The organism is Catenulispora pinistramenti, assembly GCF_018274385.1.
GTDB classification, from domain to species: Bacteria; Actinomycetota; Actinomycetes; order Streptomycetales; family Catenulisporaceae; genus Catenulispora; species Catenulispora pinistramenti.
Genome location: NZ_JAAFYZ010000017.1, coordinates 49,997 through 63,267, shown reverse-complemented (window position 1 = coordinate 63,267; position 13,271 = coordinate 49,997). Strand labels below are relative to the sequence as shown.

General features: G+C 69.7%; 9 protein-coding genes. All 9 read left to right on the top strand.

The genetic code is table 11. The features are described from left to right. Positions 1–10 precede the first annotated feature (10 nt). The 9 genes from KGQ19_RS07760 (at position 11) to KGQ19_RS07720 (ending at position 13,251) form a co-directional block, all read left to right on the top strand. Positions 11–1,486 (top strand): B12-binding domain-containing radical SAM protein, encoded by a 1,476-nt coding sequence (locus KGQ19_RS07760; RefSeq protein ID WP_212008403.1) that lies wholly within the window; start codon positions 11–13, stop codon positions 1,484–1,486. A 70-nt stretch (positions 1,487–1,556) separates the two neighbouring features. Continuing rightward, a complete protein-coding gene (locus KGQ19_RS07755) occupies positions 1,557–2,336 on the top strand; it encodes a hypothetical protein (protein WP_212008402.1) in 780 nt (259 codons plus the stop codon). Next, the gene (locus KGQ19_RS07750) at positions 2,330–4,195 is read left to right on the top strand and encodes a B12-binding domain-containing radical SAM protein (protein WP_212008401.1); all 1,866 of its coding nucleotides are present in this window, start codon (positions 2,330–2,332) and stop codon (positions 4,193–4,195) included. Before KGQ19_RS07755 ends, KGQ19_RS07750 begins: the two co-directional genes overlap by 7 nt. Before the next feature lie 18 nt (positions 4,196–4,213). Then, positions 4,214–5,344: a thioesterase domain-containing protein gene (locus tag KGQ19_RS07745; protein WP_212008400.1), complete on the top strand. Its 1,131-nt coding sequence runs from the start codon at positions 4,214–4,216 to the stop codon at positions 5,342–5,344. Continuing rightward, positions 5,341–7,167 (top strand): AMP-binding protein, encoded by a 1,827-nt coding sequence (locus tag KGQ19_RS07740; protein WP_212008399.1) that lies wholly within the window; start codon positions 5,341–5,343, stop codon positions 7,165–7,167. The genes KGQ19_RS07745 and KGQ19_RS07740 overlap by 4 nt, the downstream gene beginning before the upstream one ends. Beyond that, complete coding sequence (locus tag KGQ19_RS07735) at positions 7,164–8,753, top strand: MBL fold metallo-hydrolase (RefSeq protein ID WP_212008398.1); 1,590 nt, start codon at positions 7,164–7,166, stop codon at positions 8,751–8,753. Before KGQ19_RS07740 ends, KGQ19_RS07735 begins: the two co-directional genes overlap by 4 nt. A gap of 96 nt (positions 8,754–8,849) precedes the next feature. After that, the gene (locus KGQ19_RS07730) at positions 8,850–9,626 is read left to right on the top strand and encodes a thioesterase II family protein (protein WP_212008397.1); all 777 of its coding nucleotides are present in this window, start codon (positions 8,850–8,852) and stop codon (positions 9,624–9,626) included. A 12-nt stretch (positions 9,627–9,638) separates the two neighbouring features. Continuing rightward, entirely contained in the window at positions 9,639–11,474 is a 1,836-nt protein-coding gene (locus KGQ19_RS07725) for a non-ribosomal peptide synthetase (RefSeq protein ID WP_212008396.1), read from the top strand. A gap of 16 nt (positions 11,475–11,490) precedes the next feature. Continuing rightward, the gene (locus KGQ19_RS07720; protein ID WP_212008395.1) at positions 11,491–13,251 is read left to right on the top strand and encodes an NAD(P)/FAD-dependent oxidoreductase; all 1,761 of its coding nucleotides are present in this window, start codon (positions 11,491–11,493) and stop codon (positions 13,249–13,251) included. Positions 13,252–13,271: the final 20 nt, after the last annotated feature.

Sequence of the window (13,271 nt, the reverse complement as noted above, 5' to 3'; positions counted from 1 at the left end):
AGGAGCCAGAATGCGTATCGCCTTCGTCCACACGCCGATGTCGACCGTGCCGGTGCCGCAGCGCCGGCAGTTCTGGCGGAACTTCGACATCCAGTACCACTCGACGCACCCCGGCCTGCGGCACATGCGGCACGCCATGTGGGAGTTGCCGCACTGGATGCACTGGCTGGGAGGGGTGCTGGTCTGGCACGGCCACACCGATCTGGACGTCGTCGATCTCTACACCGCGCCGGGTGCCGTCGACAGCGGCGGCAAACTGGACGAGGCGGTGGTCCGGGCCATGGTCGGCGCCCACCCCGCCGACGCCTATCTCTTCTCCCCGATGACGGTCAACCTCCACTTCGCCTATCAGATAGCTGACGCGGTCAAGCAGCTCCGGCCGCAGGCCAAGGTGATCTTCGGCGGAGTGGTGGCCACCCCGCTCGCCGACCGGGTCGCCCGGCACCCCAGTGTTGATTTCGTGGTCGTGGAGCGCGGCGAGACCGCGCTGCCGGCCCTGATCGACGCCCTCGCGCAGGGACGCGGCGTGGACGGCGTCGGCAATCTCGTGCACCGGCTGCCGGACGGCAGGATCGCGCGCAGCGGCTTGCGGTATCCGGACCTGTCGGCAGCGGATATCCCACCGCCGAAGGTCGACCTGTTTCCGCCCGATGCCGGTCAGGACATCCGTTATCTGCGTCAGGTCTATGCCCTCGGATGTCCGTATAAATGCACGTTCTGCACCATTCAGACCATCGGCCAGAAACCCGAATACTTCTCCATCGACCGGGTGATAAATGAGATCCGGGCCTATCGCGAGCGCTATGGAGAACACCACAACATTTACTGGGGAGACGAGACCTTCACGCTCCATCCGGAGCGGACCCTCGAACTGCTCACAGCCTTGGAAGACGAGGGCGGTATCGCCTACGACTGCCAGACCCGTCTCAACTGTCTGGGAGACGACCGGGTCCTGAAGAAGCTGCACGACAGCGGCTGCCGGTGGGTGGAGATCGGGCTGGAGACCGGCGCGCAGGACAGCCAGAACGTGCACAAGCACCACATGAAGCTGGGCAGCGTCGAGGAGACGCTACTGCGGGTGCGGGACGCGGGACTGGCCGCCTGCGCGTTCGCCGTCAACGGCTTCCCCGACCAGACCCCGGACCAGATGCGCGGGTCCATCGAATGGATCTGCGATCTCATCGATCGCGATCTGCTCCAGGCCTCGTACCTGTTCGGGCTCGTGCCGTACCCCGGCAGCGCGATGTTCCAGCATCCGGAGCGCTTCGGCATGGAGCTCCTGCACGAGGACTTCGCGCTCTACCATGAGGAGCTTCCGCCGGTGTACCGCACCGCGCTGGCCTCCCCGGACCAGGTGTACGAGGTCTTCCTCGACGGACTCGGCATGCTGGCCGAGGCGATGGGCAAGCGCCCGTATTTCGGTTCGCTGGTCGGCGTCGGGGCCGACGAACGCTACGGGTCCTTCTGGGCGGACGCCCATGTCTGATCCCATGACTCCCACGGCTCCCGCGACTCCCACGACTCCCACGACGGCAGACGCGCGACACTGGCGGCGGTTGACCGCCTCGGGATCCGACCTCGTCCTGGGGATCGATTTCGAGGCCGGGCACGGCGAGGCGTCGCTCTCGGATCTGGCCTCGGCCCTGGACGGGCATCGAGTCTGGGAAAGCGTCCCGCCGCCCGCGACCGGCGACTACCTCAAAGACTGCGACCCTGAGATCTATACGCGGCCGTGGCTCGAAGAGCTCGTTGGAAGCCCGGACCGCATCGTGGCCGTGCTGGGGGTCTGTGCCGGAGCACCGCTGGCCGTGACGCTGGCCGCCGGGATCCGGCGGGCCGGCCTCGGCCAGCCGCAGGTGATCGTCTTCGACCCGGCACCGGTCGACGGCAACGTGCTGGCGCGGGAGTTCGGCAAGGCGTTGGAGTCCTTCGCCGGGCAGATCACCGACGACGAGCAACAACAGCAGCACGCAGTCGGCACGCTGACCGCCGACGCCGCCACGGCGACCGGGGATGATCTCGTGCCCCCGGCGGTACGCCTGGAAGAGGCCTTTCGAACAATCATCCACGGGGCATGCTCGCGGTTGCGGGTCTCCACAGCCTTAGAGCAGCAGTTAGCCGATCGATTCGCGAACTACCTCGCTTATCTGGTCGCCTGCTCCCGAGCGTCGGCGGCTGCGGAGTTCGCCGAAGCCACGGTCATCCTGTCTTCGCACCATGACACCGGTCCGCCACACGGTGCGGGTCACGTCGTCCGGCTCCCTTCGGAAGCGGGGCGGCTGCTGGCCGACGCCGCGGCCCGGGTGTCCGAGATCATCGGAGGGCGGCCATGGTGAACAGCCAGCCCACCGCGATCCCGGCCGCGTTCGCGCGCAAGGCCCAACTGGAACGCGAGGAACACGTGGAAAGCGTGCTCTACCAGCACGAACGGGACTGGCGCTTCATCCCCGGCGACGGACAGGACCCGCGGGTCGTGTCCGAGGCGGCGCTGCGGCGCGAATGGGCGGTCGAACAGGAGCTCCAGGCCTGGCTGTCCGAATGGCCGGCGGCGGACCGCCCCGCGGCCGACAGCGCGGACGTGCTCGCCACGCGCCACCGCTTGAAGTACTTCCCGGTGCTGTTCATCAGCGCCCCGCACATCGAGGACGGTGCGACCGGCTCATTCCCGGGGCTCCCGACTCCGCTCCTACACGCCACCGCGGTACTGGACCGGATGCTCCGGATCGACGAGTTCCCCGGCCCCCGGGTCCCGGACGTCGTGGCCACCATGAACCCGCCCAGCTACAACCCGGACTTCGAGGCCGACGTGATCCGCTGCCTGACGGAGCGACGTCCGGTGGTCGTCGGTATCAGCAACCTATCAGAGGGCCACTTCTACGCGCTGCGCATCGCGCGGCTGGTGAAGGCCGTGCTGCCGCAGGCCCTGGTCATCCTCGGCGGCCAACACGAGGACGCGGTGAATCCGCAGATCTACCACCGGGCCTCGGACCGGGTGCGGGCGATGGTCGGCAGACGGGCCAACGGCCTCGGCTTGTTCGGGCTCACCACCGAGGAGGAGGACCGGCTGGCCGCCCTTCAGACCCTGGCCGCGGACACCGACCGGGCCTGCGTCGATCTCGTGATCGCCGGCGACGGGCAGTACGCGCTCCTGGAAGTCCTCAAGATCGTCTCGGAGTGCCAACCCGCGGGCGCCACCGCACTCAAGGCCCGGCTGCTCGCCAGCCGGGACCGGTTCGCCGCCCTGCAGGGCACCGGCGACCTGCATCTGTTCGATCCGGAAACCGGCCGCGTCGAGGGGTTCCCGTTCAGCGGTCTGCCCATCGACGGCGACACCCTGCCGTTCATCGACGTCACGCGGCTGAGCCACGAGAACCGGTTCTCCGTCTTCGGCAACCGGAACACCGCGCAGATCCTCGCCTGCCTGGGCTGCAAGTACGCCTGCGAGTTCTGCCACGAGTCGGCGGACGCCTTCCTCTACGGCCAGCCCAAGATTCGCCAGCGGAGCCCGGAGCACGTCGTCAAGGAGATCGAGCTGCGCCAGGAGCAGGGGTTCGAGGCGGTGTTCTTCGACGACAGCACCTTCACGCAGAACCCCCGCTGGCTGACCGGGTTCCTGGACCTGTTGGAGAAGCGCGATCCGGACACCGGCATCGAGTGGGGCTGTCAGACCACGATCAACGACATCGACGAGACCATGCTGCACCGGATGGCCGCCAACGGTTGCAGCTACATCTATTTCGGGCTCGAATCCGCCGCGCCGCAGGAGACGAGCGTCCAGAAGGTACAGCAGCTGCGCGTGCTGACCGGGGCGACCGACTGGGCCGACCGGCTCCGCCAGGTCGCGCACTGGTGCCGCGAGGCGGGCGTCCGGATCGGCACCTCGCTCCAGTTCGGCCTCGGCGAGACCTGGGAGGAGCGGGTCCAGACCATGGATCTGGTCGCCGAACTGCACAAGGACGGCTGCATACCGGAAGGCTGCGTCTCACTCAACATCAACAGCCCGTATCCGGGGACCCGGCAGTGGCTGCGGATGCTGAAGTCCGGCGGGCCGATGCCGGACTACCGCAGCAGGCTGATCCGGCACCAGGCCTTCGAGACGGCGCATCAGTATTCGAAGATCACCGGGAAGGAAGTAGCCGACCTCTATCTACTCGCCGCCGAACGCCTCGGCAAGGCCATCCACGTCGAAGGCTGAACGGAAGGAGCACCGCGCATGACCGCGTCCGCGTCCGATCATCGGCAGCGGCCGACCGCCGCCCCGCGCGACCGCATCGAGGTCGAGCTGTTGCGCCTGTACGAGGAACTGCTCCAGACGGCGCCGATCGGGATCGACGAGTGCTTCTTCGATCTGGGCGGACACTCGTTGCTGGCCGTGCAGCTGCTCGCCCGGATCAAGAAGACCCTCGGCGTGACGATCCCGCTGGCCTGGCTGTTCGAGCAGACGGTCGAGGAGGATCAGCCGGTCGACGTCGCCTATGTACGGACCCTGCTGCACCGGGCCGAGGCCACGCCGGACCTGTCCGACAGCGTGTTGCTGCGCGAGGCCGAGGGCACGCCTTCCGTCTTCTTCATCTCGGGTGCGGGTGGGGACGTCACCCCGCTTTTCCCGCTGGCCCGAGCCCTGCGGGCCGACCGCCGCTGCGTCGGGCTGCAAGCCCCGCCGCTGCGGCCCGGCGAGGATGAGCAGGCGGTGGAGACCCTGGCCGAGCACCACGTGCGGCAGATCCAGCGGCTGGTGCCCCACGGTCCGTACGCGTTGATCGGCTGGTCCATGGGCGGCGCGACGGCGTTCGAGGTCGCGAGTCGGCTCCAGGCGGCCGGGGAGAAGGTGGAACTGCTCGCGCTGCTGGACAGCTTCCTCGGCGACCAGCTGCCGGACTACACCGAGGCGGAGATCGTGGCGATGTACACCGACGAGCTGATCCGGATCCACCGCGCGGACCCGGCGGACTCGACGGACTCGACGGACTCGGAAGCCTTGGCGGCCGAACTGCCCTACTCAGCGGGGCTGGAGCGGGTGCTCCAGGAGGCGGCAGTCCGGGGACTGATCCCGATGGAATCCGACCTGGGCTACTTCCGGGAGCGCTTCGCCATGTATCGCGCGCATGTTCGAGCCCTGGGACGCTACAAGCCCGTTGATCCGGTGGAACAACTGGCGCTCATCTACGCAGGGGGCCCGGAGGATCAGGTACGGGCCCAGGCCGCCGCCTGCTGGTCCGAGCTGTCCGAGCGGCCCGCGACCGTACGCTTCGTCGACGGTGACCACTACTCCATGCTGCGGGAGCCGGCGGTCGCGCACGTCGCCGCCGTCGTCGGCGACTGGCTGCCGGACGCCGGACGATGAGCGACGACGAGGGTCCGGACGGGGCCCTTCGGATAACAGAGTCCGAAGATGAGGCGGCTGCCCATCCGCGCTTCTCCTACGAACACGTCACGCCCGGACCGACAGACGTCGCGGACCCGCTCGCCGCGGTGCTGCGCACAGCCGCCGAAGACGGGACCCGGCCGGCGGTGACGGACTGGACCGGGACGCTCGACTATCGGCTGCTCGCCGTGCACACCGCTCGGATCGCACGGCGGCTGCGGGCGGCGGGGATCGGGCCCGGCGACGCCGTTGTGCTGCACCTGCCTCTCAACCGGTGGGCGGTGCCCGCCATGCTCGGCGTCCTGGCCACCGGTGCCCAGTACATCCCGGTCGACACCGCGTTGCCGGTGCGCCGCCGGATGGCCCTGATCCAAGCGAGCGCGGCAGCCGCGGTCGTCGTGGAGTCGGCCGCCGGGACGAGCGTCGGCCTCGACGGCTTCGCGCACGTCGTGGAGGCCGCGACCGCGCCGGACGGAGAACCGGCGGACCCGAGTGATCCCAAGGAACTGTCCGGGTTCACCCCGGAGCCGGTGGCACCGGGCAGCCCGGCCTACACGCTCTACACCAGCGGATCGAGCGGACGGCCCAAGGGCGTGGTCGTGTCCCGCGGCTCGCTGGGCTACTCCACGCAGGCCCGGATCGACTACTACCCGCCGCTGCCGCCGACGTACCTGCTGTGTTCCTCGATCTCCTTCGACAGCTCGGTCGCCGGCATCTACTGGCCGCTGGCCGCCGGCGGCCACATCGTGATCCCGAGCGCCAACCCGATGGACATCGAGCAGATCGCCCAGGCCTGCTCGCAGTACGGCGGGACCCACATGGCGATCATCCCGTCGCTGTACCGGCTGCTGCTTGAGACGGAATCACAGGAGTCTGACGGCACCCGGCTGGACACGCTGCGCGTAGTCATCGTCGCGGGCGAGGTGTTCCCACCACCGCTGGTGGCCCTGCATGCCAAGGTCGTCCCGCACGCCACCGCCTACAACGAGTACGGGCCCACCGAGTGCACCGTCTGGTCGACCGTGCACGAATGTATGAACCTTGATGCGGTGCGCGAGCGGCTGCCGATCGGCCGTCCGATCCCCGGCACCGGAGTGCACGTCGAACCGGTCGAGGACGAACAGCCCGGCCGCGAGTCGGACAGCTTGGTCGGCGAGCTCTGGCTCAGCGGGCCCGGTGTGGCCCTGGGGTACGCCGAGGCCGTCGAGCCGTCGCCGTTCGCCACGGTGGCAGGCGTCCGTATGTATCGCACCGGGGACCTGGTATCGGTCGACGCCTCCGGCGCCTTGTCCTTTCTCTCGCGCCGCGACACACAGGTCAAACTGGCCGGTGCCCGCATCGAACTGGGCGAGATCGAGCATCTGCTGAGCGCGGCGGTCGGTGCCGGCACCGCGGCGGTCGGCGTGGCCCGGCGGGTCAGCGGGCCCGGCGAGACCGGCGAGATCAGTGCGCTGATCGGCTTCGTCGCCGGCGCCGACGGCCTGTTCGACCCGGCCGCGGTCCGCCGCGACCTGATGAGGCGGCTGCCCAGAGCCGCGGTCCCCCGGCTGATCGTGCCGGTGCCGGCGCTGCCGAGGCTGCCGAACGGCAAGACCGACCGCGAAGCCCTGGATCGGATGGTGGAACAGATGACAGACCCGCACGGCGATCCGCGACCGGCCGACGACCGGGCAACCGAGCACCGGCCGGCTGACCGGCGCGCGCCCGATGAGCGGGCGACCGAATCGCGGGCGCCCAATGAGCGACCCGCCGATTCGCGGGCGGCCGAGCAGCGGGCGGCCGAGCAGCGGGCTGCACGATGACCGGCACCGGACACTACCTGGCCGCCAGCGTCAGCCCGCAGCCGCTGGTCCACCGGTGGTACGCCTATCCGCACCTGATCAGTCCGCTGACCGCCGGCTTCAACCTGAAGCACCGGCAGCTCGCGATCCTCGAGAGCTACCTGGCCGATCCCGCCTTCCACGACGAGGCGATCTCGAATCCCTCTCGTATCGCAGGGCCCTTCCTCGATGCCCAGGGGGTTCCGGAGGACAAGCTGCGGGAGTTCCAGGAGCAGGCCGTGCGGGAGTGCGCGCCGCTGCTGCGCTTCGCCGATGACGTCGGCGAGATGCGGGCCCTGCTGCGGGCCGAGGCCGACGGCAGACCGTTACCGTCGCTCTATCCGCGCCTGCCGGAGAGCCTGCGGGGACTGGTCGAGCTCACCTACGACGACTTCGGGCAAGCGTCGTACCGCTTCTTCGAACCCTTGCTCTATCGCAGTGAGCAGTACCGCCGCGAGCTCCAGCGGATCTCGCTGCGGCGCGCGCCGGACCCGGCTCAGCCGTTCATCTTCAACAGCCCGCTGCTCACCGATGACGACCGGGTCGATGTGGCGCTGCCGTTCGACTCGCCCTTACTCGATGAGCTGTTCCAGTCCCGGTGGGAGGCGGTGGATCCGGCCGCGCTGGCCGAGCGCCTGGGGCTGACGGGGTCGGGTGCCGAACGATTCGTCACGTTGTATAGCACTGATGCACCGCCGGCACCGGTGCCGAAGCCGGAGTCGGGTGTGCGCATGCGCTACCTGGGGCATGCCGGGATCCTGCTGGAGTCCGCGCAGGACTGCGTCCTGCTGGACCCGATCCTCGGCTACCGGGACGACGGCCATCAGCACCTCACGCTTGTCGACCTGCCCCGGCACATAGACGCGATCGTGCTCAGCCATGCCCACGCCGACCACGTCTCGATCGAGACGCTGCTCCAGCTGCGGCACCGCGCCGATGTGGTGGTGGTGCCGGGCGGTTCGGCCGGGACCGTACTCGATCCCGCGCTGGACGCGATGCTGCGGGCGCTGGGCTTCCAGACCGTGACGGCCCTCGGCGACCTCCAGAGCGCCCGGATCGGCGCGGCCTGCACGGTCACTGCGATCCCGTTCCTCGGCGAGCACGCGGACCTGGCCATCCGGTCGAAGATGGTGCCGCTGGTGGAGATCGGCGGGCGCCGGTTCCTGTTCGCCACCGACACGGTCGTCCTCGAACCCGAACTCCACCGCCGGATCCCGGACCTGCTCGAAGGCGTCGACGCGATGTTCATCGGGCTGGAGTGCGTGGGCGCGCCGATGTCCTGGCTTTACGGTCCGCTGCTCGCCGCCCGCCCGAGCCGCGAGAACGACCGCAGGCGGCGGCTGGCCGGCTCCGACGCCGCGATGGCCGACACGCTGGCCCGGCTGACCGGGGCGCGCCGGGTCTATGTCTACGCGATGGGCTTCGAGCCCTGGCTCCGGCATCTGACCGGTTCCGTTTACGACGCCGACTCCGAACAGGTCCGCCAGACCGGGCTGCTGCTGGAGATGTGCGCCGGACGCGGGGTCCCGGCCGAGTTGCTCCACGGTCAGGGGGAGCGGTCCTGGTGAGATCCGACAGAGGAGGAAGGCCATGACGGACCCTTTCGACGACCGGACGGCTGATTCGGGTCCGGGCTCGCTCGTGGCGGCGATGGAGGCTGACAAGTGACGACGCAGGCGGCGCTCGACGCGCCCGCAGACCTTCCCTTACGTCGGCTCGGCCCGGTCAGGGCGCCGGACGGGGAGGCGGATCAGGCCGTCCTGGTCTGCTTCCCGTATGCCGGCGCCGGTGCCACCGCGTTCGCGTCCTGGCAGCGACGGGTGCCGGATTGGCTTGCCCTGTACGGCTATGTGGCTCCGGGGCGTGAGGACCGTTCGGCGCGCCCGCCGCTGGACTCGGTCCAGGCCTTGGCGGACGACATTCTTCCGGCGCTGCTCGCCCTGCCGGGGCGGATCTGTTTGCTGGGCCACAGTTTCGGTGCCCATCTGGCCTACGAGCTCGCGTATCGGATGACGCGGCGCGGCCGGGCGGTGGACCGGCTGGTGGTCCTCGCCGCGCCTGTCCCGAGACCGGAGCCGGGGCCGGCGTTGGGCGATCCGGAGATCGAGGAGCTGTGGCGCCGGCTCGGCGGCGACCCGGCCCGGCTGCGGCGTCAGGATTTCCGGGACCGGGTCTTCCCGGCGCTGCGGGCGGATCTGGCCGCCGGGGCCGCGTACCACTTGCCCGCGTCGCGCCCGCCGCTGGCGATCGGCGTCACCGCGCTGTACGGGCTCGGCGATCCCGAGGTGACCGGGGCCGCCGTCCGGGCCTGGCAGGCGGTCAGCAGCTCGCCGATCGAGGTCGCGGCGATCCCGGGCGGGCACTACTTTCCGCAGACCGAGCCCGAGGCGACGCTGAACGCGGTACTGCGCGCGCTCGGTTCCCGGCACCTGGAGAAATAGGGCTGCGAGGGCATGGGGGACGACATGGGGATGGACAGCATGGGGACGCTGCACGGCCTGGTGGAGGACCGCGTCGGCCGGGCACCGGAGGCGGTGGCGGTGGAGTACGAGGGCCGGACGATCGCCTACGGGGAGCTGAACAGCCGGGCCAACCGGCTCGCGCGCCATCTGCGCGAGGTCAGCGGGGTGCGGCCGGACGACCCGGTGGTGATCTCGGCCCGGCACCCGCCGGACGTGGTCGTGGCCGTCCTGGCCGTACTCAAGGCCGGCGGCGCCTACGTGCCGCTGGACCCGGACAACGCCCCGGGCCTGACCCGGCGGATGATCGAGGCGGTGGCGCCGAGGGCGGTGCTCATCGAGTCCGGCACGGCCGCCGGCGCGGCGTTCTTCGACGGCGACCTGTTCGTCCTGGACGTCATGGCCCCGCAGACCGTTCTGGACACGAACCCGACTCCGGCGGCCGGCCCCGGCGATCTGGCCTACATCCTGCACACGTCGGGGACGACCGGAACGCCGCGCGCGGTGGCGGTGGAGCATCGCGCGGTCCTGAATACCGTGCGCTGGCGGAACGCGTACTACGGCTTCGCTCCGGGCGATGTGCATCTCGCGATACCGGGTCCGACCTTCGACAGCTCGGTCGAGGACATGTTCTGCGCCCTGGCCTGCGGCGCGCGGCTGCTGCTACCCCGGCGTGACCAGATCACGGACCGGTCGTATCTGGTCGATCTGGTGGATCGTCAGGGTGTCTCGCACTTCCTGATCACCCCGTCCTTGTACCACCGCCTGCTCTCCGGTCTGGATCGGACCGCCGCCTCGGCGCTGCGGAGCGTCACCGTGGCCGGGGAGCAGTTGTCCCTTGATCTGGTGCGGGAGCACTACCGGCGGCTTCCCGGGACCCGGCTGTTCAATGAGTACGGGCCCTGCGAGAACTCGGTTTGCTCGACGGTCCAGCTGCTCGCCGCCGATGACGAGCGGGTGCTGATCGGGCGGCCGATCGACGGGGTCGCGGCGGTCGTGCTCGATGAGAAGGGGGCCGAAGCCGCCGCCGAGGAGGTCGGGGAGCTCTATCTCGGCGGCGCCGGGCTGGCGCGTGGATATCACCGGGAACCCGCCCTGACCGCTGAGAAGTTCACGGCTCGCCCCTCCGGCGCTGTGCCGGGGTCTGGGGCTGTGACTCAGTCTGGGTCTTGTACGGGTTCTGGTTCTCGGGTGTATCGCACCGGGGATCTCGTGCGCCGGCTGTCAGACGGGACCCTGGAGTTCGTGGGGCGGGCGGACCGGCAGCTGAAGATCCGGGGCCGGCGGGTCGAGCCGGCCCAGATCGCCGCCTGTCTCACCGAGGACGCGTCGGTGCGCGAGGCGTACATCCTGTGCCAGGACTCCGAGTCGGGAACGCCCCGGCTGGTGGCGTTCGTCGTCGGCGCGCGGGCCGATGACGTGCCGCGGCTCAGGGGCCTGGCGGCCGAGCGGCTGCCGGCGTACATGGTCCCGGCGGACGTGGTCCCGGTCGACGAGCTGCCGCTGACCGGGCACGGCAAAGTGGACGAGAAAGCGTTGGCCGCGTTGGCCTGTCCGGTCGACGGCTCGCCCGGCGCCGCCGCCCCGAGCCCGGTCGAGGCGTGCCTGCTCGACGTGTGGAAGCGGATCCTCGGCCACGGCGGGTTCGGCGTGGACGACGACTTCTTCGCGGTCGGCGGCGACTCGCTCAGCGTCATGGACCTGGTCGCCGAACTGGAGAGCCTGCTCGGGGTCCGCGTGGACAGCGCGCAGCCCTACATCAGCCGGACCATCCACGATCTGGCACGGGTCGTCGAGACGTCGCCCCGTATCCAACCTTCGGATTCTTGAGTCAAGGGGTGCTGCCGTGACGGCGTTCAAGGGAGTCGACTTCGATGTGGTCATCGCCGGCGGCGGCCTGGCCGGCCTGTGTCTGGCGATACAGCTCAGGCAAGCGCGCCCGGAAGCCTCGGTCCTGGTTCTTGAGCGCGAGCGCTCGCCGATCCCCTTGTCCGCACACAAGGTCGGCGAGTCGTCGGTCGAGGTCGGCGCGTATTACTTCGCACAGGTCCTGGGCCTGCACAAGTATTTGGAGAGCGAGCAGCTGGAAAAGCTGGGGCTCCGCTACTTCTACGGCGGCCGGCCCGCGATCCAGGACGAGCCGGAGTTCGGTGTCGAGCGGTTCCTGCCGGCCAAGTCCTACCAGCTCAACCGCGGGTCGTTGGAGGAACACCTGCGGGAGGTGGCGGTCGAGGCCGGGGCCGGGTTGGAACAGGGCGTCCGGGTCGAGGCGATCGAGCTCGGTCGGGATGGCGAACCGCACCGGGTGAGCGTCCAGCGCGATGCTGATGCTGATGGCGACACCCACGTACCCACTGCCGGCGCCGAACCGGCACCGCGCTCGATCTCCTGTCGCTGGGTGGTGGACGCGACCGGCCGCCACCGGCTGCTGCAACGCAAGCTCGGGCTCGGGAAGCAGTACTCGAAGAAGCACAACGCGGTCTGGTTCCGGCTCGACGGCCGGCTCGACATCGACGCCGTGATCGGCGCCGAGCATCGGGACTGGCACGAGCGCGTGTCCGGTCCGCGCTGGCACTCCACCAATCACTTCATGTTCGACGGCGGCTGGGTGTGGGCCATCCCGCTGGCGCCGCACCACACCAGCGTCGGCATCGTGACCCGGGACGAGATGCACCCGATCACCGGCTTCAACCGGATCGGGAAGGCCGTCGACTTCGTGACCGGCCGGGTGCCGGACTTCGGACCGGCGATGGCCTCGATGAACGTCCTGGATTTCAAGGTCCTGAGGAACTACAGCCACTCCTCGCAGCAGACGCTGTCCCCCGACCGCTGGGCCTGCGTCGGCGATGCCGGGGTCTTCGCCGACCCCTACTACTCGGTGGGCTCGAACCTGATCGGCTACGCGAACAGCTTCGTGACCGAGATGATCGGCCGCGACCTGGAGGGCCGTCTGGACCCGGCCTACGTCGCCTACGCCAACAAGTGGTTCCTGTCCCTGGCCGAGGGCCTCACCCAGAACATCCAGTCCTCCTACCCGTTCCACGGCAACGCGATGGTCATGTCCCTGAAGACCGTCTGGGACTACTACGTCGGCTGGGCCTTCTCCGACCCGCAGTTCTACGGCAAGACCTTCCTGGACGCCGCCGCCAGCACCACGCTCAGTGCCCTCGGCGCCCACGCGGTGGCCACCCAAGGCGCGGTCGTGAAGCTGCTCCAGGACTGGGCCGACACCTACCGGGGCCGCTTCGAGTTCGACTTCATCGACTACTACGACGACCTTCCCACCCTGGCCCGCTTGTTCCGCCAGAACCTGCCGACCGACCAGCCGCCCACCTTCGCGGACGTCCTGCGCAGCATCCGCGACGGCCTGGAGCGCATCGAGGAACTGGCCCACGTGATCTTCTACCTGGCGATCGAAGACGCCCGCCCGGACCTGCTCGCCCCGCTCCGCAGCCGCGGCTGGCTGAACGTCTCGGCGCTGAGCCTGGACCCGGACCGCTGGGAGAAGGACGGACTGTTCGCACCGCAGAGCCGGCCCCGCCCCGAGCGGCTGGCCGAGTTGGAGGCGGAGATGCGTCGGCTGTATCGGGTTCGGGCTGATCGCTGAGCGGTTCTCGGCGCTGCGTG

Excerpts from the sequence above, each read along its gene's own strand:
- KGQ19_RS07760 (WP_212008403.1), top strand. The coding sequence starts at position 11 with ATGCGTATCGCCTTCGTCCACACGCCGATGTCGACCGTGCCGGTGCCG.
- KGQ19_RS07750 (WP_212008401.1), top strand. The coding sequence starts at position 2,330 with ATGGTGAACAGCCAGCCCACCGCGATCCCGGCCGCGTTCGCGCGCAAG.
- KGQ19_RS07745 (WP_212008400.1), top strand. The coding sequence starts at position 4,214 with ATGACCGCGTCCGCGTCCGATCATCGGCAGCGGCCGACCGCCGCCCCG.
- KGQ19_RS07740 (WP_212008399.1), top strand. The coding sequence starts at position 5,341 with ATGAGCGACGACGAGGGTCCGGACGGGGCCCTTCGGATAACAGAGTCC.
- KGQ19_RS07735 (WP_212008398.1), top strand. The coding sequence starts at position 7,164 with ATGACCGGCACCGGACACTACCTGGCCGCCAGCGTCAGCCCGCAGCCG.
- KGQ19_RS07725 (WP_212008396.1), top strand. The coding sequence starts at position 9,639 with ATGGGGGACGACATGGGGATGGACAGCATGGGGACGCTGCACGGCCTG.